Source organism: Mycobacterium sp. 050134, assembly GCF_036409085.1.
Taxonomy (GTDB): domain Bacteria; phylum Actinomycetota; class Actinomycetes; order Mycobacteriales; family Mycobacteriaceae; genus Mycobacterium.
This window is the reverse complement of the sequence record NZ_JAZGLV010000009.1, coordinates 82,384-107,341: the sequence shown is the minus strand read 5'-3', so window position 1 is coordinate 107,341 and position 24,958 is coordinate 82,384. Positions and strand designations below refer to the sequence as shown.

Genomic DNA, 24,958 nt, shown 5'->3' with positions numbered 1-24,958 from the left:
CCAACGTTGACGGCGCAGAGGCGCCCGACCTGCGGCGCTTGCGGCACCAGCACGCAGGTGGGTCAATTCAAGGGATGCCGCGAAGCCGGTGGCAGGACGCCCCCGCGATCGAGGAAGGGAACAATTCCGATGATGAACCCGATCGAGCTCGCCGGGCAGGTCGTCGAGTCCGTGCTGGCGGTGGGCGGCATCCGCGTCGGCCTAGAGGAGCCGAAGTTCACCCGCCGCCCGCTCACTGACACGATGGAGATCCGCTGGTACGGTCCGCGCATCGCCGCCGAGACGACGGTTGCCGACGACGAGAACGGGGCGCGCAGTGTCGGGTTTCGCCGGCTGGCGGGGTACATCTTCGGCGGCAACCACAGCGACCGGACAATCTCGATGACTGCGCCCGTCACCCAGCGGCCCAGACGGGGTGAGTCGATCGCGATGACCGCACCGGTCGTCCAGTCCGCGCGCGCCGACAAGGGCTGGGCCATCAGGTTTTTCATGCCGGCGAAGTGGACGTTGGAGACCCTGCCGACACCCAACGACGACCAGGTCCGGCTGGTCACCGTACCGCCGGAAACGGTGGCAGTCCTGCGGTTCAGCGGTGATTGGAGCCCGAAGGCCGTGGCCCGCCGCACCAACGAGCTGTTGAAAACGTTGCGGGACAAGGGCATCGAGCCGACCGGGGAGCCCGAAACTTGGTTCTACGACCCGCCCTGGACGCTGCCGATGCGCCGCCGCAACGAGATCGCGGTCACGGTCGATCCGGCGTCCGCGCCAGCCTAGCCGTGGACCGGAACAGCGGGCCGCTCGTCGTAGCGGCGGGAATGCTTGCCGTGCTGTTCGGTGTGCTGCTGTGGGCGGGTGGGCTGTCGTGGTTCGGCCGCCTGCCGGGCGACATCCGGCTCGAGCGCGGCAACGTGCGCATCTATGTTCCGGTGGTGTCGATGCTCCTGGTGTCGCTGGCCGCGACCCTGGTGGGGTCGGTCGTGCACTATCTGTTCCGGCGGTGACGCGGCCGGTGCGCTCGGGCCGGTACGGTTTGGCGTGATGGACGCCCACCACGAAACGGAAGCCAACCAGAAAGTGGACGCCGGCCAACTGACCGGCGTCTCGGAAACGGCGCTGCTGACTCTGCGCGGACGGGCCCACCAGGCCGCCCAACCGCACCCGATCATCGACGACCCGATGGCGGTGAGGCTTGTCGAATCCATCGCGTTCGACTTCGACAAATTCGGGCGCAAGGGCCCGGAGATGGCTCTGCGCTCACTGGCCGTCGACCGGTGTGCGATCGGCTACCTCACCGCGCACCCCAGGGCGACGGTCGTCGCGCTCGCGGAGGGCTTCCAGACCACCTTCTGGCGCCTTGACCACGCCCTGCCCGACGCCCACTTCCGTTGGCTCTCAGTCGATCTTCCGCCGGTCATCGAGCTTCGTCAGCGCCTTCTGCCGCATTCCAGCCGAATCACCGAGCTGGCGCAATCCGCCCTCGACTACAGCTGGATGGACGCGGTCGACAGCGACGACGGCGTGTTCATCACCGCCGAGGGCCTGCTGATGTACCTGCAGCCCGACCAGGCGGTCGGCCTGATCGCCGAGTGCGCCAGGAGGTTTCCCGGCGGTCAGATGTTCTTCGATCTCCCGCCGACCATCGTCAAGCGGGTCGCCCGGAAGGGACTGCGGTCGTCCAGGCGGTACCGGGTGCCGCCGATGCCGTTCAGCCTGTCGCTGGGCCAACTCGAAAAGCTCGCGGCAACAATGCCCGGCGTCCGCGCGGTGCGCGACGTCCCAATGCCTAGGGGGCGGGGCCTGTTCTTCGGCCGCGTCTACCCCGCGCTGTGGCGGTTCGGGCCGGTGAAGCCGTTCCGTGGCGTCTACGCGGTGCTCGAATTCGGCTGAGTTCAGCCGGTTTTGACCACGAGCTTGCCGACATTCTTGCCGTCGAACAGCATGTTGATCGCGGTCGGCAGCTGCTCGAATCCCTCGACGACGGTCTCCAGCGGGGTGAGCTTGCCCGCGGCAATGAGCCCGCCGATCTCGGTGGCCGCCTGCGCCGCCCGCCCCAGGTGGTCGAGAACGATGAAGCCCTGCACTGTGGCGCGCTGAATCAGCAGGTTGCCGAACGCGCGCGGGCCCGGCGGGGGATCGGCCGCGTTGTAGCCGGAGATCAATCCGCAAAGGGCAACGCGCGCACCGATGTTGAGCCGTGCGAAGACCGCGTCCATGATGTTGCCGCCGACATTCTCGAAATCCACGTCGACGCCATTGCGCGTCGCCGCCGAGAGCTGGGCGGCCCAGTCGTCGGCTCGGTAGTCGACCGCCGCGTCGAAGCCCAGCCGGTCGGTCAGCAGTGCACACTTCTCGGGGCCGCCAGCGATCCCGACGACCCGCGCGCCGGCGACCTTGGCCAGCTGCCCGGCGACCGATCCGACCGCACCGGCCGCGGCGGAGACCACGACCGTCTGCCCGGGCTGGGGCTTGCCGATGTCGTTGATGCCAACCCACGCGGTGAGCCCGGTGGATCCCAGCGCGCCGAGATAGGTGCTCGGCGAGATGCCGTCGGCGACGTCGACCGATGTCAGGAACGACGCGTCGGTGATGACCGCGTAGTCCTGCCAGCCGAGCAGGCCTTGCACCTTCTGCCCGACGGCGTAGCGGGGGTTCTTCGAGGCGACGACCTCGCCGAGACCGGCGGCGCGCATGACCTCACCGATGGCGACCGGCGGCAGATAGGTCGGGGTGTCGTTGATCCACATGCGGTTCGTCGGGTCGAGGGATATCCATTCGACCCGCACCAGAGCCTCGCCCTCGCCGAGGTCGGGGACGTTGTCCTCGCTCAATTCGAAGGTCTCCGGGCCGATCCGCCCGGTGGGTCGGTCGCGGAGCAGGTAGCGGCGATTGCGTTCGGCCATGACCGCACCGTACCAATCGGCGCGAGAAGCCAACCGCGGCGGCGTTGGCGCTCTAGTCTGCACAAAGGCTCGCAAGGGTTCTCTGGACGGGGAGGTCAGTTCATGAATGTGGTGTCACGCGTCGCCCTGGTGTGGATCGTCGCCGCGGCGCTGGGGGTAACGGTGATGGCCGGCACGGCGGCCGCCGACCCGCCGCCCACCCAGGTGACCACGGCGGTGGCCGTCGGGCCGGGCGGCCAGCCGGTCAACGGCTATCAGGAGGCGCCCCCGCAAGGCAACGTCGCCACCGTCAGCGATTGCACCACGTCGTCCCCGTCGGCGGTCGCCGACAACATCTACTCCTGCTCCCCGAGCGCGGCGGACGCTGCGACCTGCTGGCCCTCGACGCCCGGGTCGCTGCTCTGCGTCGACAACCCATGGGACAAGCGTCTCCACCGGGTGAACTACACCGGGCCGCTGCCGCCCGTGCAGCACCCCGCCGAGCCGACCCCGTTCGCCCTGACGCTCGACGACGGGACGAAATGTCTGGCGCGCAACGGGGGCGCCTGGGGCGGGCGAACCGACGGATACGTCGGCTTCTACGGGTGCGGCGCCGACGTCACCAGCGTCGCGGTCCTGTGCCTACCCGACCAGCCCCCGGGCACCTGCATCGACAAGTCGGGTCCGGTGTGGTCGGTCAAGGTCGGCCCACTGGGCGCGCCCGGTAACGACCGCTTTCCGCCGCCGCAGACGCGGACGATAACCGCCGCCTGGTTCGCCGGCACCTGAACGGCGGTGCTATAACGCACCGTATGTCAGACCCGGGGCACAGCATCACCCACGTTTCCGACACGGCGCGATGGACGGCGCTGCACCGAGCGACCGAATCGGGCCGCCCGGACGCCCTGTTTCGCGACCCGCTGGCCGAACGCCTCGCCGGCGAACACGGCCGGGCGATCGTCGCGGCGGTCCCGCGCAGCACCCGCAACGGCTGGTGGCTCGTCGCCCGGACGAAGCTCATCGACGACGCCATCGCCGCCGCGATCGCCGACGGCTGCGACAGGGTGCTGAATCTGGCCGCCGGGCTGGACACCCGTCCCTATCGTCTAGACCTGCCGCCGGACTTAACCTGGGTGGAGGCGGATCTGCCCAAGCTGCTCGCCGAGAAGACGCAGCTGCTCGCCGACCAGGTGCCGCGCTGCCGGTTAACCCAGGCGGCCGTCGACCTAGCCGATCCGCAGGCCCGCGATGCCTTCCTCGACGAGGCGCTGGCCGGAGCGGCCAGAGCGCTGGTGCTCACCGAGGGCCTGCTGATGTACCTCGAAGAAGCCGACGTGGCCGCGCTCTCGGGCGCGATCCGTAGGCCGGAAGTCACGTGGTGGATGCTCGACTTCGCCGGCCCCGGCCTGAAGAAGATGATGAACAAGAAAATGGCCGGCATGCTGCAGAACGCGCCGTTCAAGTTCGCGCCCGAGAACGGGCTCGCCTACTTCGAAAGCCTCGGCTGGCGGACGGTCGAAGTGGAGGCGCTATATCTGGCCGCCCGGCGGTTTCATCGCCTGCCGCTGGCGATGCGCCCCCTGGCTTGGCTGCCGCAGCCGGACCCGCGCCGTCCCGGCGGCACGCCATGGAGCGCGGTGGCACTGCTCACTCGGTGAGCCGCTTTCCGTTGTTCAGCCGGTGACCCGCCCAATTGCGCCCTACTCGCACGAAAGCCGGGCGCAGACCGTAATATCCCCACATGCAAATCACGGTCAAGTTCGATCTCAGCTTCAAATATGCGGAACTTGAGCAGTTGTGGCGCACCTCGGATCGCCTTGGTTTCGAAGCCATATGGGATTACGACCATTTTTACGGGCCAATCGAACACACCGATCCGACTTACGAGGGGTGGACTGCCCTGGCCGCCATGGCGGCGGTGACTGAACAAGCGCGCGTCGGCTGCCTCGTCTCGGGCGTCACCTACCGAAATCCCGCGATCCTCGCCAAGATGGCGGCGACCGTTGACCATATCTCCGGCGGGCGTCTCGTCTTCGGGCTCGGCGCCGGTTGGCATGAGGCCGAGCATCGCGGCTATGGCATCCGGTTCCCCAGCCCCGGCACGCGCGTCGCGATGGTTGATGAGGCTCTGACGGTAATTCGTAGGCTCTGGACCGAAGAGTCGGTCACTTTCAAGGGGACGTTCTTCAATCTCCAAGACGCGTTCTGCGCACCAAAACCCCTGCAGCGCCCCCACCCGCCGATCGCGATCGGCGGCACGGAGCCCAAGATGCTGAGGGTCGTCGCGCGCCACGCCGATATGTGGAACATGCCCGCGCATGAGGGGCCGGAGCGATGGAGCGACGTGAATGCCCGGCTCGATGAAGCATGTGCCGAGGTGGGACGCAGACCGGCCGAGATTGTGCGCTCCGCGCAGCTGTCGTTGTACCCGACGGAACCCGCCCAGGTGGACAACGAACTCGGCTTGTTGCCGGAATTCGAGCAGCTCGGCTGCGAGCAGATGGTGCTCGCGTTTCGCGAACCACCGACGATGGCGCTGCTCGAACGCTGCCGGGCGCTCTCCTACCAGACCCGTATCCAGTCGACGAGCATCTGCGCCGGGTAACTGCCCGAGGTCGGGTCGCCGCCACCCGATCCCGCCACGGCGAGGTTGAAGACGGGGTACACGGTGTACCCGGGCGCATTGAACGGCCAGTCCGGCAGCGAGCTGGCCGGGACGTCGAAATAGGGCTGCGCCCCGTCGGCGTAGTCCTTCCAGAACCGGATGCCGGCCTCGTCCCACTGGCATCGCCAGGTGTGCCAGGCGCTGTCGAGCGCGATGTTGTGGGTTTTCCACTCACCGCCATTTGCCTTGGCGTGGACCGTGGTCGCCGCCGGCCAGTTGCCGTTGCCGTACCACTCCATCGTGTCGATCTCGCCCTCGCCCTCGTTGCCCATCCAGAAAGCGGGCCAGCAGCCGGCGGTCAGGCAGTCCAGCTTGATCCGGGCCTCCCAGGTGTGCCCGACGCCCCCGCGCCACAGGCTTTGCACCTTGCCGCTGTAGTACGTGGGCCCGTCTTTGGCGGCGCGCAGGACCAGGTTGGACTTGCCGTCGAGGAAGACGTTCTGGCGGTCGTCCCGGTATTGGCCGATGTGTTCGGGCAACTCCCAGTAGGTAGGGTCCTTGATTTGCTCGCGGGCCCGCGCGATCGCCCACTTCGACCCGTCAGGGGCCGAGCCGGCGGGACCGTCGAACTCGTCCTGGAAGATGTAGGTCCCGGGTTGGCCGCTGGGAGCGGCGGGCGGGCCCGCCGGCGTGGCCTGGGCTTTTGCGACGGGCAGCGCGGCCGCCAGCACACCTATCCCCGTCGTCAAGATCATGCGGCGACGATCCATCTCCGGCATAAGCAAGGGACGATAGCAGCCGCCTTCCAACACAGCCGAACCCACAATTTCCGTCGGTGGTCGTCGTTGGCGCCGCGGCTCGATCGGAAGGGCCGGCGCCGCGGAGGTCGCCGAGACATTGCGGGAATAATTCATGGCTAATTCTCATCTTCAGAGATGGTTTGGTCTCAGGATGGCCAGGGCATTCTTGATCACAGGCTGGTAACCACCGTCGGTAGCTTTGGCAGGTTGCTCTGAGGGGAGTTGAAAATCGTGGCGAACGAATCCGGGGCGACGGTTATTTTCCTCGAATTCCACCCGCGCTGGGTCGCGGCCCAGCGCCGAACGCGAGAACGCACCGAGGCCATTCGCCGGCACCCCTCCGTCGTCGCGCGTCAGCGGGCGCACGCCGCGGGCCGTGATGTAGCCGCCGGAATGCGCGTCATGGGGTCGTACTCGAGCAGCGACACCCCCGCATGAGCGGGCGCCGGCGCCTATTCGAGCGGTGGAATCCTCACCTCCCTGCGCAATAACGAAACGCCACTCTCACTTCCTCGATCCGCTTTTCACGGCGAATATCGGCCTCGAAATCTACGACGATTTGTAGTAGAACTTCGGCGTCACGCCGCCGTTTGTTATTGACACCGGGCGACCTACATACCCGAGCCCGCGATAGGTTCGGCTGATGAATCGCACCGACGTCACCGCCACCGAGCATCTCTTCGCGCTGGCCGAACAGACGCAGGGCTTCATGCCGGGCGACGAGGGTCGCGCCCTTTACGACGCCGCCCTGCGCTATCTCAACGGCGGCGTCGCCGTCGAAATCGGGACATACTGCGGAAAATCCACGCTGCTCCTGGGCGCGGCCGCACGGCAGTCCGGAGGAGTGGTCTACACCGTGGACCACCATCACGGCTCGGAGGAACACCAGGCCGGCTGGGAGTACCACGACGCGTCGATGGTCGACGAGGTCACCGGATTGTTCGACACGCTGCCGACGTTTCGCCGCACCCTCGATGCCGCCGGCCTCGGCGATCACGTCGTCGCCGTGGTGGGCAAGTCGCCCGTCGTGGCCAAGGCGTGGCGGACGCCGCTGCAGTTCTTGTTCATCGACGGGGGCCACTCGGAAATCGCCGCCAACCAGGATTTCGACGGCTGGGCGAAGTGGGTGGCCGTCGGCGGGGCACTGATGATTCACGACGTCTTCCCCGACCCTCGCGACGGCGGCCGTCCACCATATCTGATCTACTGCCGCGCAGTGGATTCCGGCCAGTTCCGGGAGGTGTCGGCGACCGGCTCGCTGCGGGTGCTCGAACGCGTCGCCGGCACGCCGGGGGAGCGGGTCAGCGGCCCGGCCCGCTGACGACGCACTCGCAATCGAAGTCCGTCTGCAGACCCATCGGCAACACGTCCCCGCGGAAGATGCCGGCCGCCGCGGTGGTGTCCGTCAGCGCGTCGGCGGCCAGGATCATGGCCGCCCCGGTCCACGTCGTGCGCTCCTCGGGCCAGCGTTTGCCGTCCGCGAAGACCAGGCCCGTCCAATAGGAACCGTCCTCTTCGCGCAGGTGCTGCATGGCGGCGAACTGCTCGTGCGCGGTCGACCGGTGACCGAGCGCCTCGAGGGCCATCACCAGCTCGCACGTCTCCGCGCCGGTCACCCAGGGGCGGTCGTCCACACAGCGGATCCCCAAACCGCCGACCACGAAATCGTCCCAGCGCTGCCTGATCCGCGCGGCCGCCGCCGTGCCGCGCAGCGCGCCGCAGAGGATGGGGTAGTACCAATCCATCGAATAGCGTTCCTTCTCGGTGAACGCCTCCGGATGCGCGGCGATCGCGTGGCCGAGCCGCCCGAGGGCCAGCTCCCACTCCGGCTGGGGTTCGCCGATGAGGCCGGCGAGCGCCAACGCGCAGCGGATGCTGTGGAACATGCTCGCGCACCCCGTCAGCAGCGCTTCCGGAATGGGCCCGGCTTCGCTTCGCGCCCAAGAGATCTCACCGTAGCCGAACTGCAGGTCGATGACGAAGTCGATCGACTTACGCACGACCGGCCACATTCGCGCGGCGAAGGCCTTGTCGCGTGTGATCAGCACGTGGTGCCACACTCCCGTGGCGATGTAAGCGCAGAAATTGCTGTCGCTGTTGGCGTCTTCGACCGTACCGGCGCGCGTCTGGATGGGCCAGGATCCGTCGGCCCGCTGGGTGCGGCGGCTCCACTCGTAGGCGGCCCGCGCCGGCTCCAGCAATCCCGCCGTCGTGAGCGCCATCGCGCACTCCACGTGATCCCACGGATCCGTGTGACCGCCCTCGAACCAGGGGATGGCCCCCGAGGATTCCTGCGCCGCGGCGATCGAGAGCGCCGTCTGCCGGCACTGCTCCGGGGTGACGACGCCCGGAACGCCCGGCGGATCAAACCGACGCAACGGAATACCCCGGTCCCGCGGCGTTTTCCCCGCCCTCAACGGCGCGCCGCTTGGTGAAGTACATTGCCACGCTCTTGCCTATGAGCGGGTTGAGCAGCGCCTCGGCCAGCTGGGTCACCTTGGGCCGCCGCATCAAGTCCCACACCAGCAGCTTGTGGTACGCGGCCACCGCCGGATGGTCCGGATTCGACACTCCCACCGCGCATTTGAGCCACCAGAACGGCGCGTGCAGGGCGTGGGCGTGGTGCTCGTGCGTCAACTCCATTCCGCCGCTGCGGATCTTGTCCCGCAATTCGCTGGCGCGGTAGATGCGCACGTGGCCGCCCTCGTTGGCGTGGTACTCGTCGGACAGCAGCCAGCACACCCGCTCGGGCAGCCATCGCGGCACGCTGACCACCAATGTCCCACCAACTTTGAGCACCCTGAGCAGTTCGGCGATGGCGGCGTCGTCCTGGGGGATGTGCTCCAGGATCTCGGACGCGATGGCGCAGTCGAACGTCTCGTCGGCGTAGGGCAGGTGCAGCGCGTCGCCGAGCGCGGCGGTCGCCGACGCCTCCGGTGGCGCCTCGCCGGCCTCGGCCATCGCCTGCAGCATGGTCTCCACCGAGCGCAGCTCGGAGGCGTTCTGGTCGAAGGCGACGACGTCCGCGCCGCGACGGTACGCCTCGAAGGCGTGCCTGCCCGCCCCGCAGCCGACGTCGATGACCTTGACGGACGGCCCGATGGCTAGCCGGTCGAAATCGACCGTCAGCATAGGCTTTCGCCTTCGGCGACGGCCCCGCGCGCGATGGCCCGCTCGTAGACCCGAACGGTCTGCGCCGCCACGGCCTCCCAGCTGAACACGTTGACCGCGCGATGCCGTCCCGCCGCGCCCAGGCTGCGGCGCTTCTCCGGCGAGTCGAGCAGGTCACCGAGCGCATGCGTGAGCGCGTCGACGTCGGCGGGCGGCACCAGCTCGGCGCATGCGCCGTCGGATCCGACCACCTCCGGCAGTGCACCCACCCGGCTCGCGACGATCGGGGTGCCGCTCGCCATGGCTTCCACGGCCGGGAGCGAGAAGCCTTCGTAGAGCGAAGGAATGCAGGCAACCTCGGCCGAGGCGAACAGCGCGGCCAGGTCGGCGTCGGAGACCCCGCTGGTGATGTGGACGATGTCGGAGATTCCCAGCTCGGCGATCAGCTTGTGGGTGGGGCCGTTGGGCTCCACCTTTGCCACCAGGCGCAACTCAAGGTCTCGGCTGGTGCGCAACCGGGCGACCGCGTGCAGCAGAGTGCGGACGCCCTTGAGCGGGGTGTCGGCGCTGGCGATCGCGATGACCCGCCCGCGCCGCCGCGGCTTGGTTCCGGGCTTGAACAGTTCGGTGTTCACGCCCAGCGGCACGGTGTGCAGCTGCGCGGGGGAGACGCCGAAGTCGGTGACGATGTCCGCGGCCGACGACGACGACACCGTCAGCAGGTCCGGGATCTGCCGCGCCACCTGCTTCTGCATCTTGGAAAAGCCATACCACCTGTGCACCAACGGTTTTCGCCACCATTGCGCGGCCGCCACGTCGAGCACCCGGTCGCGGGTGATCGGGTGGTGCACGGTCGCCACCACAGGCAGCCCCGCCCCGGCGATGGTCAGCAGCCCCGACCCCAGGCTCTGGTTGTCGTGGACGACGTCGAAGTCGTCCGCGCGCTGGGCCAGCAATCGGGCGACCCGCAGCGTGAACGTCCGCGGCTCGGGGAAGCCCGCGGTCCACACCGTGAGCAGTTCCAGCAGATCGATCGAGTCGCGGATCTCGCTCGGCCGGGGCACCCGGAACGGGTCGGGCTCCCGATAGAGGTCCAGGCTGGGCACTTTGGTCAGGCACACCCGCGGGTCCAGCAGGTCGGGATACGGCTGCCCGGAGAACACCTCGACGTCGTGACCGAGTTCCACCAGGCCGTGGCTGAGATGTCGCACGTAGACGCCCTGTCCGCCGCAATGGGTCTTACTACGGTAGGACAGCAAGGCAATTCGCATACTCAACTCTTCTGTGCTGGTGAACGGTGGCGGAATGGCGCCGAATCCAACGCCGTCAACGGACTCCCGAACTCCGTGACAGCAAACTGGACATGTGTCCAGACTATAGTTCGCTCGCCTAAGAGAGCGCAACGACCTCGGACATCGCGGCGCCGCGCCCGGACCGTACCGGAAATGTCCCCCACGCGAAGATCATGCCACTTGGGCGTTCACCGCGACGTGCGGACCGCTTGGCCACACCGTCGAACCGACGTGCAACGCGCTCGTTAACCGGATGATCCGTTCTGTGGAGAGGAGCCGCCCCGGACGCCGTGCGTGGTCATCGGTGGGCGCGCCGCCGAGTTCATCAAGGCCGAGCATCGATTCTGAGCCGGGTGCGGGGTTGTTACCATCGCGCCGTGCCTGACTCGGCTGCATCACCCGGACCCCGCCCCGTCACCCGGCGCGGCCTCCTCAAGTGCGCAGCCCTGACGCCGGTCCTGCTCGGCGCGGCCGCCGGCCTGGAAGCGCCGGCGGCATCCGCCGCCGCCACCAGGCTGATCGATTTCGCCGAGCGGCGGATCTCGCCCGACGAGATCAAAGTGGCCGGCTACGACGGCGTGGTGAATTACGTCTCGGCGTCGCGGCCGGGGGCGAACTTCGAGGCCAAACCCATCACCCGCGAGTACGCGGACTCATTGCGCGCGGCGGGCCTGCAGATCGTCAGCAACTTCCAGTACGGCAAGCCCGGCTGGCCCGACCCGTCGGACTTCACCCGCGGGCACGACGGCGGGGTGGCGGACGCTCGCACCGCCATGGGCCTGCATGCCGCCGCTGGTGGGCCTCCTTCTGCTCCAATCTTTTTCAGCGTCGACGACGACATCGACGAGAACACTTGGAACGGTCAGGCCGTCGACTGGTTCCGCGGGATCAACTCCGCGCTGGGCGTGGGCCGCACCGGCATCTACGGGCACGCCAAAGCGTGCGGGTGGGCGATCAGGGACGGCGTCGTCGGGCAATCGAGCACGCCCGGACACCGGTGGGCCTGGCAGACCAAGTCGTGGTCGCACGGCGAGCGTGAACCCGCGGCGGTGCTCTACCAAGCGGTGGTCAACAGCCCGTCCAATCCCAGCCCACTGCTCGGCGGGATCAACGTCGACATCGACGACGTCCTCGCCGCCGACTTCGGCCAGTGGGACCTCGCCCGCTGAGCTGAGTCCGGCGCCCGCGTCCACGAGACGTAAACCAGCGCGACCCCACCCGGCGTGTCGTGTACGTGGTTTACGTGTCGCGAGCGAGCCGTGTCGCGAGCGAGCCGCGGGCGCGACGGGCATCGCACCCCGCCACCCGCCACCAACGCGACGACGCCCCGGGTGCGCGTGGGCTCCCGGGGCGTCGCAGGGTCGAGCTGACTACTTGAGGTCGAACCGGTCGCTGTTCATGACCTTGACCCATGCCGCGACGAAGTCCTCGACGAACTTGCCCTGGCTGTCGTCCTGGGCGTAGATCTCGGCCAGCCCGCGCAGCACCGAATTCGACCCGAACACAAGGTCATTCGCGGTGGCGGTCCACTTCAGTTCGCCGCTCGCGCGGTCGTGGCCCTCGTAGACGTTCTCGACAGTTCCCGACGGCTTCCACTCCGTACCCATGTCGAGCAGGTTGGCGAAGAAGTCGTTGGTCAACGCGCCCGGCCGGTCGGTCAAGACGCCGTGCTTGGCGCCGCCATGGTTGGCGCCGAGGGCACGCAGGCCGCCGATCAGCACGGTCATTTCCGGTGCCGTCACCCCGAGCAGGTACGCCCGCTCCATCAGCAGGTGCTCCACCGGGGCCTTCTCGCCGGGACGAACGTAGTTGCGGAACCCGTCGGCCCGCGGCTCGAGCACCGCGAACGACTCCACGTCGGTGTTCTCCGCAGAGGCATCGGTACGCCCAGGCACGAAATGCACGCTGATCTCGTAGCCGGCGTCCCTGGCCGCCTTCTCGACCGCCGCCGATCCCGCCAGCACGATCAGGTCGGCCAACGAGATCTTCTTGCCGCCAGAAGCCGAGCCGTTGAAGTCCTGCTGGATCTTCTCCAGGACCGGCAGCACCTTGTCCAGCTCGGAGGGCTCGTTGCACTCCCAGTTCCGCTGCGGCTCCAGGCGCAACCGGGCACCGTTGGCGCCGCCGCGCTTGTCCGTGTTGCGGTAGCTGGCCGCCGCCGACCACGCCGTCTTGACCAGCTGTGGAACCGACAGGCCGGACTCGAGGACCTTGCTCTTCAGCGATGCGACGTCCTGCTCGTCGACCAGCTCGTGGTCGACCGCGGGGACCGGGTCCTGCCACAGCTGCGGCTCGGGGATCCACGGGCCGAGGTAGCGGCTGATCGGTCCCATGTCGCGGTGCAGCAGCTTGTACCAGGCCTTGGCGAACGCCTCGGACAGCTCCTCGGGGTGCTCCAGCCACCGCTGGGTGATCCGCCGGTAGGTGGGGTCCTCTCGCAGCGCCACGTCGGTGACCAGCATGGTCGGTGCGCGGCCAGGCCCACCGAAGGGGTCGGGGATGGTGCCCGCACCGGCGCCGTCCTTGGCTACAAACTGCCAGGCGTCGCCGGGGCTCTTGGTCAGCTCCCACTCGTAGCCGTAGAGGTTCTGCAGAAACCCATTGCCCCACTTGGTCGGGGTCGCGGTCCAGACCACCTCCAGGCCGCTGGTGATGGCGTCCTTGCCCACGCCGGTGCCGTACGAGCTCTTCCAGCCCAGGCCCTGCTGTTCGATCGGGGCGGCCTCCGGCTCGGGCCCGACCAGATCGCCGCTGCCGGCCCCGTGGGTCTTGCCGAAGCTGTGGCCGCCGACGATGAGGGCGGCGGTCTCCTCGTCGTTCATCGCCATCCGGCCGAACGTCTCGCGAATGTCGATGGCCGCGGCGATGGGATCCGGCTTGCCTTCGGGCCCTTCCGGATTGACGTAGATCAGGCCCATCGTGGTGGCCCCGTAGGGCTGGGCGAGGTCACGTTTGCCCGAGTAGCGCTTGTTGGTCCCCAGCCAGGTGTCCTCCTCACCCCACAGGATCTCCTCCGGCTCCCAGACGTCCTCGCGGCCAAACGCGAACCCGAAGGTCTTGAAGCCCATCGACTCCAGCGCGCAGTTACCCGCGAAGATGATCAGGTCGGCCCAGGAGATCTTGTTGCCGTACTTCTTCTTGACCGGCCACAGCAGCCGGCGGGCCTTGTCCAGGCTTACGTTGTCCGGCCAGCTGTTGAGCGGGGCGAACCGCTGCATGCCCTGACCGCCGCCGCCGCGGCCGTCGAAGATGCGGTAGGTGCCCGCCGCGTGCCAGCTCATCCGGATGAATAGGCCCCCGTAGTGGCCGTAGTCGGCGGGCCACCAGTCCTGGGAGGTGGTCATCACCGAGATCACGTCGGCCTTGAGCGCGTCGACGTCGAGTTTGGCGAACTCTGCGGCGTAGTCGAAGTCGTCACCGAGCGGGTTGGACTTGGGGTTGTGCGGCTGCAGCGTCGACGGGTCGACCTGGTCGGGCCACCAGTCCCGGTTCGTCAAGGGTCCGCGCGCCTTCGGCTCGGGCGAGGAGATCGCCGGATTCTCGCTCTCGCTGTTGCTGGACGTCTTGGAATTATCGTGGGGCGGACGGCTTTCGGAGATATCGGAGGACACAGCATTCCTTTCTTCGGTCAATCGGGCTGCGATCTAGGAACCAGCTGTCGAACATTCGGGGCATAGGCCCCAGTAGATGACTTCGGCCTCGTGGAGGACGAAGCCGTCGAGCACGTTGTCGACATCGGCCGGCGTCAGGCAGGGGGCCTCGCCGACCGCGCAGTCGATGTCGGTGATGACGCCGCAGGACCGGCACACGACGTGGTGGTGATTGTCGCCGACCCGCGACTCGTAGCGGGCGACCGACCCCGACGGTTGAATGCGCCGAACCAAACGCGCCGCGGTCAGCGCGTTGAGCACGTCGTACACGGCCTGTCGGGACACTTCGGGCAGACCGCCACGCACCACCGAGAAGATCGTCTCGGTATCGGCGTGAGGATGGGCGTCCACCGCCTGCAGCACGGCGACCCGGGGGCGGGTCACCCGCAAATCGGCCATGCGCAAAAGCTCGGCGTGATCGGCCGTCGATGACACCGCATCAATATGACGCCTTATCTGGAACCAGTCAAGACTTTGTTGTGAAGCCGCGCACATTTCACAGCCGATATGACCCAAGCCATCCCCGGGGGCGGCCTATGCCGGCTTCAAGGCGCTGCCCTGGCGCCACTGGTCCCAGCTGAGCGTCCAATCCCCGTTCTGCGCCAGCTTCAGCGGCGGGCCGCCGGTATTGCGCACCTCGACCACATCGCCCGCCACCGAGAAGTTGTAGAACCATTTCGCGTTGTCCGCGTTGAGGTTCAGGCATCCGTGGGAGGTGTCCTGGTGGCCCTGGGCCCACACCGTGGCGTCGAGCTGGTGCAGGTAGATGCCGTCGGTGCTGATCTTCGTGGCGTAGTTGATGGTCTCGCGATACCCGAGCCGGGAGTTCTTGGGCAGCCCGAAGGTCGAGGAGTCCATGATGACCGGATTGCCCTTGTCCAGGACGGTGTAGACGCCCGACGGGGTCCACAACGAGATGGTCTGCTCGCCGACCTTCTCCGTGCCGCCCATTCCCATGGAGGTGGGCATGGTGCGGACCAGGGCGCCGTTGTCGAAGACGCTGACCTGGTGGGTGGCATCGTCGGCGATGGAGACGTGCGCGTCCCCGATCTTGAAGGAAACCCGGGTGTCGTCCTGCCCGAACAGGCCGCCGCCCAAGCCGATTCCGTAGATCTTGGCTTCGGCCGTGACGGTCGTGCCGGGTGCGTAGTAGTGCTCCGGACGCCAATGGGCGTTCTGGCCGTCGACCCAGAACCACGAACCGTCGACCTTGGGGCTGGTGGTAATGCTCAGCTGCCGTTCGGCGGCCGCCCGGTCGGTGATCTGCTCGTCGAAGTGGGCGACCACCACGGTGCCAACCCCGTACGTTCCGCCGTCCTTCAGCACCGCCTCCGACGTCGTGGTGAAGGAGACCTTGGTCTGGTTGGAGGGCCGCAACGTCGAGAAGGTCGACACCTGGGTCGCCCCAACGCCGTTCGACCCGCGGCTGGACACGGTCAGCGTGTAGGTGCGTCCGTAACCGAGCGGGACCGTAGGCTTCCAGACGGTGTTGTCCGGGGTCAGCACGCCCTGGACCGACTTGCCACTTTCATTGACCATCTGAACGTCGGTCAGCGTGCCGGCGTTGGCTTTGACGGTGACGTGGGCGAGCGGGTCGACGTCACGCGCGTTGGCGCCCGGAGTGATCGAGATCTCTGCTGGGCCAGTGGTTTTCGAGGCGGTGCCGCGGTTCCCGCAGCCACCGCTGGCGCACTGCGGCCTCAGCACGGCGTACACCACGCCGGCGACGGCGACGACCACCAGCACCGCGAGCAACACCCGGCGGGGCCGCTTGACATGAAGGATCTGCCGGACGAGCTGATCGCTGTTTTGTGACGCCATCGGGTTGCCGGATCCTTGATTCATGTGGGCTGGAAGTTATAGATGAGATAGCCCAACGCGGACGAATCGAAACCGGCGGGCGCGTCACGGAGGATCATGGCAACATGGCCGACGACGAACTCCGCTCTACCGCGAGCGGCCCGAGGCGTTCACCGCGCAGCGCACCAAATTGGCGGCCGCGGCACGCAAGCGCGGTGACGCCGCCGCCGCGCGGCGAATCTCCGCTTGCCGCAAGCCCACAACGTCCGCCTGGATCGTGAATCGGCTGGCCCTCCAGCACGGGGACACCGCCCAGCGGCTCGGCGATCTGGGTGACCGGCTCCGCGACGCGCACGCGACCATGGACGGCGGCCGGATCCGCGACCTGTCGGCCGAACAGCACAGGCTCATCGACCGACTCGCCCGCACCGCGTTCGAGACGGCCGGGGTTGGGACGCCGTCGCCGTCGGCGCGCGACGACGTGACCAGCACGCTACAGGCCGCGATCGCCGATCCCGAGGTGCGCGCTCGCCTCGGCCGCCTGACGCGTCCCGAGCGGTGGTCGGGGTTCGGCGCGTTCGCCGACGCCGCCCCGGAGCCCGGACCCGCGCCCAAGGCGGGTCGGAAGGCGACACGTTCGCGGCCGGCCGCGGAACGGCCCGACGACGGGGCGGCGCGCCGGCGGGAGAAGTTGGCCGCCGTCGTCGCGGCCGCCGAACGCGACCGGGTGGCGGCGGATGAGGCGTTGTCCGCGCGGCAATCCGACCGCGCCGCTGCTCAGCAGCGCCGTGACCGGGCGCTGGCGGGCCTGCGCGCCGCCGAGCGCGAACTCGATGCCGCCGACGAGGAATACGAGGAGGCCAAGCGGGCCAGCCGCACCGCCGCACAGGTCGTCGAGGAGGCGAAGGCGCAGCTCGACCGCGGATGACCCGCGCGGCGTTTCCCAGAGGGCTGCTGGGGTATCAGTGCTGTCGTGACTTCGCTATGGCTGTCCGACCGCGCCGAACCATCCTGGACCGCAAGCCGGCTGGAGGACGGGCCCCGTTCCGCCGACATCATCATCGTCGGGGCCGGGATCACCGGCCTGATGACCGCGGTGCTGCTGGCCCGCGCCGGCAAGGAGGTGCTGGTGTTGGAGGCGCGCACGGTCGGCGCCGGCACCACCGGGAACACCACCGCGAAGATCAGCCTGTTGCAAGGCACCCACATGACAAAGATCCTGGCCAAACACGGCAAGGACCTGGCCCGCGCCTACGTCGAGGGCAACCGCGAGGGCCAGGACTGGGTGATCCACCACTGCGAGTCGCACGGCGTGGCGGTCCAGCGTGAGGACGCCTACACCTACGCCCAGTCCGCGAGGGGCGTCCTGTCGGCCAAGGCCGAGCTGAAGGCCTGCCAGGCCGTGGGCCTGCCGGTCGAGTGGGACGACGACGCGGGCGTGCCCTTCCCCTACCACGGCGGCGTGCGGCTGCCGGACCAGGCGCAATTCGATCCGATGCCGTTCCTGGACACGCTCGCCGAGGAATTCACCGACCGCGGGGGACGGCTCGTCGAACACACCCGGGTCCGCCGGGTGTCATGGCGCGGCGACAAGCTGCGCGTCTACGTCAATGACCCGGATCAGCGCGACGTGGAACTCGAGACCGGCAGGTTGGTACTCGCGACCGGCGTCCCGATCCTCGACCGCGGCGGGTTCTTCGCCCGGGTGAAGCCGAGCCGCTCGTACTGCCTGGCCTACCGGGTGCCGGGCGAGATCACCCGGCCGATGATGATCTCGACCGACTCGCCAATGCGTTCGGTCCGGTATGCGCCCGCCGCGGACGGGGAACGGTTGATCGTGGGCGGCGCCAGCCACACCGTGGGCCGCAAGCGCAGCCCTTCCAAGGACCTCGAAGAACTCTCGTCCTGGACCGAGGAGCACTACCCCGGCGCCGAGCAGACCCACTTCTGGTCGGCCCAGGACTACACGCCCATCGACGACCTGCCCTACGTCGGCCCTATCCTGCCGAACAGCGAGAGCATCTACGTCGCAACGGGTTTCAACAAGTGGGGGATGACCAACGGGGCCGCCGCGGCGCTGGCGCTGTCGAGCCGCATCCTGGGCGGGCGGATGGACTGGTCGCGCGCGTTCGCCAGCTGGAGCCCGCACGAGCTGTCCGGTGTGTTCACGGCCTTGCAGTTCAACGCGGAGGTGGGCTTCGACCTGGCCAAGGGCTGGGTGACCCCCGCGACGCGCATCGGCCGGCGCGGTCCCGCCCCGGACGAGGGCGGCGTGGTGAGCGGACCCCCGTGGCACCTGGAGGCCCGCTGCCGCGTCGACGGGACGGAGCACCGCGTCTCGCCGGTCTGCACGCACCTGGGCGGGATCGTCAACTGGAACGATGCCGACAAGGCGTGGGAATGCCCGTTGCACGGGTCGCGGTTCGCACCGGACGGGACGCTGCTGGAGGGGCCGGCCACCCGCGACCTGACGGAGTCGGGCACCGAGTCCGGCTGAGTCAGACCTGACGCCACGACGGCTGCGCGGGATCGGCCAGGCGCATGTCGACCGGGCCGAATCCGAACACGGCGATGACGGCGGGGTCGGGCTGGTTGGCCGGCACCCCGTCGTAGTGCGGGGTTCGCGCGGCGCGCTTCACGTAACCGCCGGCGCCGACAGGGACGGCGTCTTGGGGCCGGAAGTCGTTGCCGCTGTTGACGAACCAGGTGCCCGACACCACCACCTGGATGCGGTCGGTCGCGTACGTGTGCGGCGCACTGAACCAGCCGGGATTCCACCTCATCATCACCAGGTACGGCCCGGGCTTGTCGAAGTCGCCGTACAGCTTCGCCATCTCGCCGCTGTGCGCTGGCAGATTGCCCCAGGACTCGAAGGCGATCCGGTCGAAGGGCAGGACGAATGTCTCGGCGGGGTCCGGTCCGTTTTCGGGTGGCGGCGACAATGCGACATCGGCTTTCGCCGCGGGCTCGGGTTCCAGGGCGGCCTCGGTGGCGGCGAACGCCGCGAGCATCAGCGGCGCCGCCACGAGCAGTGCCCTTCGATTCGGTTCCATGCTTCCCCCGGTTTCAATGATATTCTGCCACAATACGATTCGACCGCCCTCAACCCTTGCGGTAGACGAGCCAGCGCAGCTCAATCGGGGACTGCTCCCGCTCGACGTCGAACACGTCGAGGCCGCTGGCCCACCCGTCGAACCATCCGGTGGGCGGCCACGCCCCCTCGGGTAGGTGCGCCTTCTCGTAGTCGTACGCCGAGTCGTCGCCGACCAGTTCGAGCGGCAGCCCGGCCGCGGATTTCGCCACTTCGTCGCGGGTGAACAGCATCGTGTTGCACTGCTGGCCGAGCTCGCGGGCGGCGGCGTCGGGGGTGTAGCCGGGACGCGCCAGGAAGGTGTTGAACACCAGGACCCCGGCCGCGGCCAGGCAGTCCGCGGCGAGTTCGAACACGCCCCTCAGCTCGTGTGTCGTGCGGAAGTCCGACACCACCTCGGAGAGCAACATCAGCTGGTATTGGTCGTGGACGCCCTCCAGGGCCGTGAAGACGTCGCTTTGGATGACGCGCACGCCGAGCGATTCTCCCTCGGCCGCCGAGCGGATTTCCTCGGCGAACTTCGGCGTCATCTCAACCGCGTCCACCGGGTGCCCGCGCCGGGCCAGGGCCAGGGCGTTGCGCCCGGTCCCCGCGCCGATGTCCAGCACCCGGTACGCCGCCGGGTCGGGCGCCTCGGCGGCGAGCGCCATCACCCGCGCGTCGGGTTCGGTGCCGAACAGCGGCGGCGTGCGAAAGCCCACCCATTGCTCGTAGTCAGCCTCGATGCTGCGCCATTGCGCCTTGACGCGGTAGTTGAGCCCGGTGCCGAAGGGGAGGCTGAACGAGATGACGATGTCGGAGCGGGGGGAGGCCTTGAACGCCTTGGCCAGCTCCGCCTCCAGCACCGACCTGAGCTGGAGGGATTGTTCGGCGGTATAGGCGACGCCCAGGCTGGCGCAGAGGTTCGCGCACAGCTGCACGTACTCGTCGATCAGGCCCGGCACGGCGGGAACGGTGATCTGGCCCTCGGCGGTCGAGCGGCGATACAACCGCCGGATCATCGCCTCGCGCAGCGCCGCCGGGTCGAAGGATCTGGGTGGGCCGTCTTCCACCAGACCCTTCTACAGGACCGTCCGGTCCGACACCAATGCCGGCGGGCGCACGCTCGAACGCTCAGCGCCCGAGCAGTTGGTTTTTCAGCCGGTCGTATTCGTCGTCGGTCAGCTGCCCGCCGTCGCGCAGCTTGGTGATCTCGCGGATCCTGGCCGCTACTCCGGTGACCACGATCCGCGGCTCGGCGCGCGGCGCCTCGGCAGCGCCGGCGGGCGCCGGGTCGCCGAACCTGGCGACGACCCGTTGGCCGGTCACCGGGACGCCGTCCGCGCCGCCGCGTGGAGGGCCGGCCATGGCGCGCCCGGTCATGCCCGCGAGTCCCATGTCGCTGAGTGCCGCGCTCGAGTCGGCCTCCAGCGGCGCGGCCGCGACGGGGTCCACGCCGGCGAGCGGTGATGTCAGCGCCAGCGCGTGCACGTCCGTAGCCTCGACGGTCCAGCCCTGCGGCACGGACAACGCCCCCACCGCCTTGGCCTCGGCCAGCCCGGCCGACACCGCGGGCATCGTGCCCGGGCTCAGGTTCGACAAGCTCGCCGGGAACCCCAAGACGGGGGCGCGTGCGGTCCCCGGCCATACCTCGGTCCCGTCCCAGCCGCTGACGATGGCGTCGGTGTGATAGCCGAGCAGGAGGCTGGCGACGGCGTAGGGGAAGTCGATCGCCCCGTCGAGGATCGAGATGGGGAAGAGCAGACCAATGGTGGATGCGCCGCTCGGCAGGCTGACGAAGATGGTGATCAGGTCGGTCAACGGGGTCAGCGGGTCGGACGAGGCCGCCGGTGCCGCGGTCGCGAGGCCCTGAAGCGCGTCGGGAACCGAGGACAGCAGCTGCGGGACCCCGGAGAGCACGCCCTGCGCATCGCCGGCGGATGCGCCGACCGCTTGGCTCACCGCGGCCGCCTGACCGGCCGGGCCGCCCGGCGTGGTGTTCTGCGGCGGCGAGCTCAGCGCCGTCAGCACCGTCGAGGTCGCCGACGAGGCCGCGTAGGTGTACATCGCCGCGGCGTCCTGCGCCCACATCTCGGCGTAGTCGGCCTCGGTGGCCGCGATCGCCGGCGTGTTCTGTCCGAAGAAATTGGTCGCCACCAACACCGCAAGCAGGCTGCGGTTGGCCGCGACGACCTGTGGTGGCACCGTGGTGGCGAACGCCGTTTCGAAGGCGGCGGCCGCGGAGGTCGCGTGATCCGCCGCTTCCTCCGCGATCGACGCGGTGCCGCTCAACCAATCCACGTAGGGGGCGGCCGCCGCCGTCATCGACGCCGACGCGGGGCCCGCCCACCGTCCGGTGGTCAGCTCGACCAACACCGATTGGTACGCGCCGGCCGCCGCATACAGCTCGTCGGCCAATTGCGCCCAGCCCTGCGCCGCGCTCAGCAATGACGCCGAGCCGGGTCCGGCATACATCCGGCCGGAGTTGATCTCCGGCGGAAGCATCCCAAAATCCATTGCAGCGCAGTCCTTTTCGAAAAGTCGCGGTATCCCGGAGGGCGGTCACCGACCGAGCAGTCGGTTCTTCTGCTCGGTGTACTCGTCCTCGGTCAGGATTCCCTCGTCGCGTAGCTTGGCGAATTCGCGCAACTCGGCCGCCACTCCCGTCACCACCGGGCGAGGCGGAGCCTCCGGCGCTCCGGCGTCGCCCTCGGTCGCCGGTCCCGGGGCGGTGTCCGCCCCACCGGTGGCGGCCTGCCCGCGGTCGACCGCGGGCGCCTTGCCCCCATCGCCACCGGCGCCCAGGTTGCCGCCGATGGCCCGCCCGGCCAGGGCCGCCAGCGCCATCTGGCCGAAGAAGCCGGACCCGGCTGCGGCCCCGCCCTCGACCGCGCCGGCCGTGGCGGCGGTGGCGGCGGGCAGCGCCGGCAGGGCGTAGGAGATGGGGCGCACCGCGGGCGTGGCGATTGTCCAGGTCGCGGGCACCGACAGGCTGCCCGCCGTGTGGGCCTCGCCCAGAGCGGCCGAGACCCTCGGGGCGGGCGGCACGGTACCCGGGGGGAGGTTGAGCAGGGTCGCCGGGAAGTCCCGGACGGGCGCGGGCCCCGTGCCGGGCCAACTCTGTTCGCCGTTCCACCCACTGACGATGTCGTCGGTGTGCACACCGATGTAGTAGCTGACGATGTCGATCGGGAGCGCCACGGCGCCCACGGTGCTCAGCGGGATGTCGCCGAATATTCCCACCAGGCCCGCCGGCAGGTCCACGAAGACCGTGATCAGGTCGGATAGCGTGGCCAGCGAATCGGCCGGCGCGGCGGACACGGGGGCCGCCGTCGCGAGGCTCTGCAGCGCACTGGGTACCGCACTGAACGTTTGCTGAACGGACGAGACAGCGCTTTGCGCCTGGCCGGCCGAGGTGCCGGCGGCCTGGGCGGCGGTCGCCGCCTGGGTGGACGCGCCGCTGGGGTTCGTGTTCTGTTGCGGGGCGGTGAAGGGTGTCAGCGTCGTCGCGGACGCCGAAGCGGCCGCGTATCGGTACATCGCAGCGGCGTCCTGGGCCCACATCTCGACGTACTGGGCCTCGATGTTCGCGATCGCGGAGGTGTTCTGCCCGAAAAGGTTGGTTGCGACCAGCCTCGCGAACACCGCGCGGTTGCTGGCGACCAGTTGGGGCGGCACCGTCGATGCGAACGCCTCTTCGTAGGCCGCGACGGCAGCCCTGGCCTGCGCGGCGGCCTCCTCGGCCTGCGTCGCCACGCCGCCGAGCCAGCTGACGAACGACGCCGCCGCGGCCGCCATGGACGCCGACGACGGACCCTGCCAGGGACCGGCGGCAAGTCCGGACACAACCGCCCGATACGCATTGGCGGTCATGTGCAGTTCGCCCCCCAACCCCTCCCAGGCTTCGGCCGCGGCCGCCATCGAATCCGCGCCGGGACCGACGTACATTCGGCCGGAATTGAGCTCCGGCGGGAAGATCGAGTAGTCCATGCCGGCCCCTAACTGCGGCCGATCCGGCGGCTCGTCGCGGGGGTTGCGACGGGGTCGGCGGAGGGTCGGTCCCGGTGTCCGGTGTCAGTGAGCAACAGCACCCGGCTTATGGATTTGCTGGCAGCGCCGCGCGACGAGTCCGTTCGCATTGCCTGCACTCCCGTCCACGGGGCGCGGACCGACCACCAAAAGCGTTGCGGCGCATCCGTTGCCGTGGTCTCGATGCGACCGCCCGATTTCGGACAGCGTGCCGGAATAGGCCGTCCACCAGCGCAAATCCTTGCCCCCTACTCAGCCTGGATACTTACTCTCGAGCAGCTCCCGGCGATTCACATCGACGTCCCAACGGTGCCGATATTAGTTGACGCGGCGGCTTGCCCGAAGCGAAGTCGCCGGTCAACCGGCCTTCCGTTCACAATTCGTGCGATGTGACGCGGTTGCTGGCTTCCGCCGCGCCGCCGGTTGGCGGCCGCCCGCGTTCACCGCGCCGTTGCCGCGACGTCAGCGGCACGACGGCACCGCACGCCTCCGCGTCCCCCGCGTTTTCGCAGCGGAAGTCGGCGAATCTGCGGAATTTTTCGATCCCGTGCCGCACGGCCGCGCATTGCGGTGGCCAGAATTAAATCCGATTTCGTGCCGTCGGCAATTGTTGTCATATCACCGTCTGGACCGCGGGTAATCACGGTGCCGATTTTCCACGCACCGCGCGAGCAAATTGCAACGCGAGCAGTCGCCGCGCTCCGGTTGAGCACCGCGTGCGGATCGGGTACTGAACGAGCATGACCGAAAACGAGATAGCGCGGCTCGGCGGCGCCCGGTTCGTGTCCTTGACGACGTTCAAGCGCGACGGGAATGGCGTCGCCTCGCCGATGTGGGTCGTGCGTGACGGTGACCTGCTCTGGTTCTGGACACCGGCCGAGGCGTTGAAGGTCAAGCGGATTCGCCGCGACACGCGCGTCTCCCTGGCTCCGTGCGGCCGGACGGGCAAGGTCCGCGACGGTCAGACCGTCGCCGACGGCACGGCCGAGGTGGTCACCGCACCCCGGGAAGTCGCTCGCATCGAATCGCTCATCAAGCGCAAGTACGGGCTGGAATTCCGGCTCGTCACGCTCATCGAAACGATTGCGGCTCGCGGCCGCAAACCACGGGTGGCCCTACGGGTCGCGTTGGCGGGAACCACTCCGTAAGGCCGGCGTCGCCCAATACCCAGCCCTTTACAAGCGATTCAGGATTTCCCTATTTTTAATAGTTGGGTCGATCAAGCGCTCATATACTGACCGCACCGCGAAACACGACAAGAAAAGAAGGTCGCCAAATGTTCCCACCCCGTTGGCTTGCCAAGCTCGCAGTCCCCGTGATGGTCGGGGCCGCCTTGTCGGCGAGCACGGCGATTGCGCTCGCCGATGCCACCGACGACGCGTTCATCGCGCAATTGCATAAGCTCGGATTCACCTGGCCCTCAAACGACGACTCCGACATGATCGCGGTGGGCCACCAGATCTGCGCCGACCGCAATGGCGGCAAGACGCCGGATCAGATCGCGTCGGACATCCACAGCACGTTGGGCCCCAAGGGCATCACGTTCGCGGACGTCACCTCGATGGTGAGTGCCGCCGAATCCAACTACTGCCCGGGTTAATCGGCTGCCGGTCCGCGCGGACGCCGTAGGTGGGGCGGCGTTCGCGCGGGCCTCCTCGAGATCGCCCGACCGGCCGTCCTATTGTTCGTAGACAGGCCAAATCGGGCGGTCTTGGAGCAGGG

The 24,958-nt window shown here is 68.7% G+C and carries 25 protein-coding genes; 12 read left to right on the top strand and 13 right to left on the bottom strand.

Annotated elements, in window-relative coordinates:
* The first annotated feature begins 132 nt into the window (after window positions 1-132).
* The 3 genes from SKC42_RS12710 to SKC42_RS12700 are packed head-to-tail and all read left to right on the top strand — an operon-like array spanning window position 133 to window position 1,887.
* Window positions 133-774 (top strand): SOUL family heme-binding protein, encoded by a 642-nt coding sequence (locus SKC42_RS12710; RefSeq protein ID WP_442932114.1) that lies wholly within the window; start codon window positions 133-135, stop codon window positions 772-774.
* Window positions 775-776: 2 nt separating this feature from the next.
* The gene (locus tag SKC42_RS12705) at window positions 777-1,001 is read left to right on the top strand and encodes a DUF2905 domain-containing protein (protein ID WP_330964655.1); all 225 of its coding nucleotides are present in this window, start codon (window positions 777-779) and stop codon (window positions 999-1,001) included.
* 37 nt (window positions 1,002-1,038) lie between these two features.
* Window positions 1,039-1,887 (top strand): class I SAM-dependent methyltransferase, encoded by an 849-nt coding sequence (locus SKC42_RS12700; RefSeq protein ID WP_330964654.1) that lies wholly within the window; start codon window positions 1,039-1,041, stop codon window positions 1,885-1,887.
* Window positions 1,888-1,889: 2 nt separating this feature from the next.
* On the opposite strand, the gene SKC42_RS12695 is transcribed toward SKC42_RS12700, so the two are convergent.
* The gene (locus tag SKC42_RS12695) at window positions 1,890-2,900 is read right to left on the bottom strand and encodes an NADP-dependent oxidoreductase (RefSeq protein ID WP_330964653.1); all 1,011 of its coding nucleotides are present in this window, start codon (window positions 2,898-2,900) and stop codon (window positions 1,890-1,892) included.
* Window positions 2,901-3,002: 102 nt separating this feature from the next.
* Between SKC42_RS12695 and SKC42_RS12690 the strand changes: the two genes are divergently transcribed.
* The 3 genes from SKC42_RS12690 to SKC42_RS12680 all read left to right on the top strand — a co-directional run bounded on the left by SKC42_RS12690 (window position 3,003) and on the right by SKC42_RS12680 (window position 5,484).
* On the top strand, window positions 3,003-3,668 hold the full coding sequence (locus SKC42_RS12690; RefSeq protein ID WP_330964652.1) for a hypothetical protein: 666 nt from the start codon (window positions 3,003-3,005) through the stop codon (window positions 3,666-3,668).
* 23 nt (window positions 3,669-3,691) lie between these two features.
* Window positions 3,692-4,537 (top strand): class I SAM-dependent methyltransferase, encoded by an 846-nt coding sequence (locus SKC42_RS12685; RefSeq protein WP_330964651.1) that lies wholly within the window; start codon window positions 3,692-3,694, stop codon window positions 4,535-4,537.
* An 83-nt stretch (window positions 4,538-4,620) separates the two neighbouring features.
* Complete coding sequence (locus SKC42_RS12680) at window positions 4,621-5,484, top strand: TIGR03560 family F420-dependent LLM class oxidoreductase (RefSeq protein WP_330964650.1); 864 nt, start codon at window positions 4,621-4,623, stop codon at window positions 5,482-5,484.
* Here the strand turns inward: SKC42_RS12680 and SKC42_RS12675 are convergent.
* A complete protein-coding gene (locus tag SKC42_RS12675) occupies window positions 5,442-6,263 on the bottom strand; it encodes a glycoside hydrolase family 16 protein (protein WP_330964649.1) in 822 nt (273 codons plus the stop codon). The two genes, SKC42_RS12680 and SKC42_RS12675, sit on opposite strands and share 43 nt — an antisense overlap.
* A gap of 664 nt (window positions 6,264-6,927) precedes the next feature.
* On the opposite strand from SKC42_RS12675, the gene SKC42_RS12670 reads away from it, so the two are divergent.
* Window positions 6,928-7,605: a class I SAM-dependent methyltransferase gene (locus tag SKC42_RS12670; RefSeq protein ID WP_330964648.1), complete on the top strand. Its 678-nt coding sequence runs from the start codon at window positions 6,928-6,930 to the stop codon at window positions 7,603-7,605.
* Here the strand turns inward: SKC42_RS12670 and SKC42_RS12665 are convergent.
* The 3 genes from SKC42_RS12665 to SKC42_RS12655 are packed head-to-tail and all read right to left on the bottom strand — an operon-like array spanning window position 7,586 to window position 10,666.
* Window positions 7,586-8,662 carry a prenyltransferase gene (locus SKC42_RS12665; protein ID WP_330964647.1) on the bottom strand — a complete coding sequence of 359 codons (1,077 nt, stop codon included), beginning with the start codon at window positions 8,660-8,662 and terminating at the stop codon, window positions 7,586-7,588. The genes SKC42_RS12670 and SKC42_RS12665 overlap by 20 nt on opposite strands.
* Window positions 8,649-9,416: a class I SAM-dependent methyltransferase gene (locus tag SKC42_RS12660; protein ID WP_330964646.1), complete on the bottom strand. Its 768-nt coding sequence runs from the start codon at window positions 9,414-9,416 to the stop codon at window positions 8,649-8,651. Before SKC42_RS12660 ends, SKC42_RS12665 begins: the two co-directional genes overlap by 14 nt.
* Complete coding sequence (locus SKC42_RS12655) at window positions 9,410-10,666, bottom strand: glycosyltransferase family 4 protein (RefSeq protein WP_330964645.1); 1,257 nt, start codon at window positions 10,664-10,666, stop codon at window positions 9,410-9,412. The genes SKC42_RS12660 and SKC42_RS12655 overlap by 7 nt, the downstream gene beginning before the upstream one ends.
* Before the next feature lie 398 nt (window positions 10,667-11,064).
* Between SKC42_RS12655 and SKC42_RS12650 the strand changes: the two genes are divergently transcribed.
* Window positions 11,065-11,856, top strand: coding sequence for a DUF1906 domain-containing protein (locus SKC42_RS12650; RefSeq protein ID WP_442932113.1), 792 nt, complete (start codon window positions 11,065-11,067; stop codon window positions 11,854-11,856).
* Between the two features lie 201 nt (window positions 11,857-12,057).
* Here SKC42_RS12650 and katG read toward each other — a convergent pair whose 3' ends face one another.
* From katG to SKC42_RS12635, 3 genes are all read right to left on the bottom strand, one after another.
* Window positions 12,058-14,298 (bottom strand): catalase/peroxidase HPI, encoded by a 2,241-nt coding sequence (gene katG, locus SKC42_RS12645; RefSeq protein ID WP_330964644.1) that lies wholly within the window; start codon window positions 14,296-14,298, stop codon window positions 12,058-12,060.
* A 33-nt stretch (window positions 14,299-14,331) separates the two neighbouring features.
* Window positions 14,332-14,772 (bottom strand): Fur family transcriptional regulator, encoded by a 441-nt coding sequence (locus SKC42_RS12640; protein ID WP_330964643.1) that lies wholly within the window; start codon window positions 14,770-14,772, stop codon window positions 14,332-14,334.
* 99 nt (window positions 14,773-14,871) lie between these two features.
* Window positions 14,872-16,158 (bottom strand): L,D-transpeptidase, encoded by a 1,287-nt coding sequence (locus SKC42_RS12635; RefSeq protein WP_330964642.1) that lies wholly within the window; start codon window positions 16,156-16,158, stop codon window positions 14,872-14,874.
* Window positions 16,159-16,327: 169 nt separating this feature from the next.
* Here SKC42_RS12635 and SKC42_RS12630 point away from each other — a divergent pair, with 169 nt between their 5' ends.
* Window positions 16,328-17,065, top strand: a complete 738-nt coding sequence (locus SKC42_RS12630; RefSeq protein ID WP_442932112.1) for a hypothetical protein — start codon at window positions 16,328-16,330, stop codon at window positions 17,063-17,065.
* Between the two features lie 45 nt (window positions 17,066-17,110).
* The gene (locus tag SKC42_RS12625) at window positions 17,111-18,634 is read left to right on the top strand and encodes an FAD-dependent oxidoreductase (RefSeq protein WP_330964641.1); all 1,524 of its coding nucleotides are present in this window, start codon (window positions 17,111-17,113) and stop codon (window positions 18,632-18,634) included.
* A 1-nt stretch (window position 18,635) separates the two neighbouring features.
* Here the strand turns inward: SKC42_RS12625 and SKC42_RS12620 are convergent, their stop codons facing one another.
* The 5 genes from SKC42_RS12620 to SKC42_RS12600 form a co-directional block, all read right to left on the bottom strand.
* Entirely contained in the window at window positions 18,636-19,190 is a 555-nt protein-coding gene (locus SKC42_RS12620) for a tat pathway signal sequence (protein ID WP_330964640.1), read from the bottom strand.
* 49 nt (window positions 19,191-19,239) lie between these two features.
* Window positions 19,240-20,280 (bottom strand): class I SAM-dependent methyltransferase, encoded by a 1,041-nt coding sequence (locus SKC42_RS12615; protein WP_330964639.1) that lies wholly within the window; start codon window positions 20,278-20,280, stop codon window positions 19,240-19,242.
* A 61-nt stretch (window positions 20,281-20,341) separates the two neighbouring features.
* Window positions 20,342-21,724, bottom strand: coding sequence for a PPE domain-containing protein (locus tag SKC42_RS12610; protein WP_330964638.1), 1,383 nt, complete (start codon window positions 21,722-21,724; stop codon window positions 20,342-20,344).
* Window positions 21,725-21,769: 45 nt separating this feature from the next.
* On the bottom strand, window positions 21,770-23,197 hold the full coding sequence (locus SKC42_RS12605) for a PPE family protein, SVP subgroup (protein WP_330964637.1): 1,428 nt from the start codon (window positions 23,195-23,197) through the stop codon (window positions 21,770-21,772).
* 412 nt (window positions 23,198-23,609) lie between these two features.
* Window positions 23,610-23,792: a hypothetical protein gene (locus SKC42_RS12600; RefSeq protein WP_330964636.1), complete on the bottom strand. Its 183-nt coding sequence runs from the start codon at window positions 23,790-23,792 to the stop codon at window positions 23,610-23,612.
* Window positions 23,793-23,976: 184 nt separating this feature from the next.
* On the opposite strand from SKC42_RS12600, the gene SKC42_RS12595 reads away from it, so the two are divergent.
* Window positions 23,977-24,384, top strand: a complete 408-nt coding sequence (locus SKC42_RS12595; protein ID WP_330964635.1) for a PPOX class F420-dependent oxidoreductase — start codon at window positions 23,977-23,979, stop codon at window positions 24,382-24,384.
* 128 nt (window positions 24,385-24,512) lie between these two features.
* A complete protein-coding gene (locus tag SKC42_RS12590; protein ID WP_330964634.1) occupies window positions 24,513-24,836 on the top strand; it encodes a DUF732 domain-containing protein in 324 nt (107 codons plus the stop codon).
* Window positions 24,837-24,958: the final 122 nt, after the last annotated feature.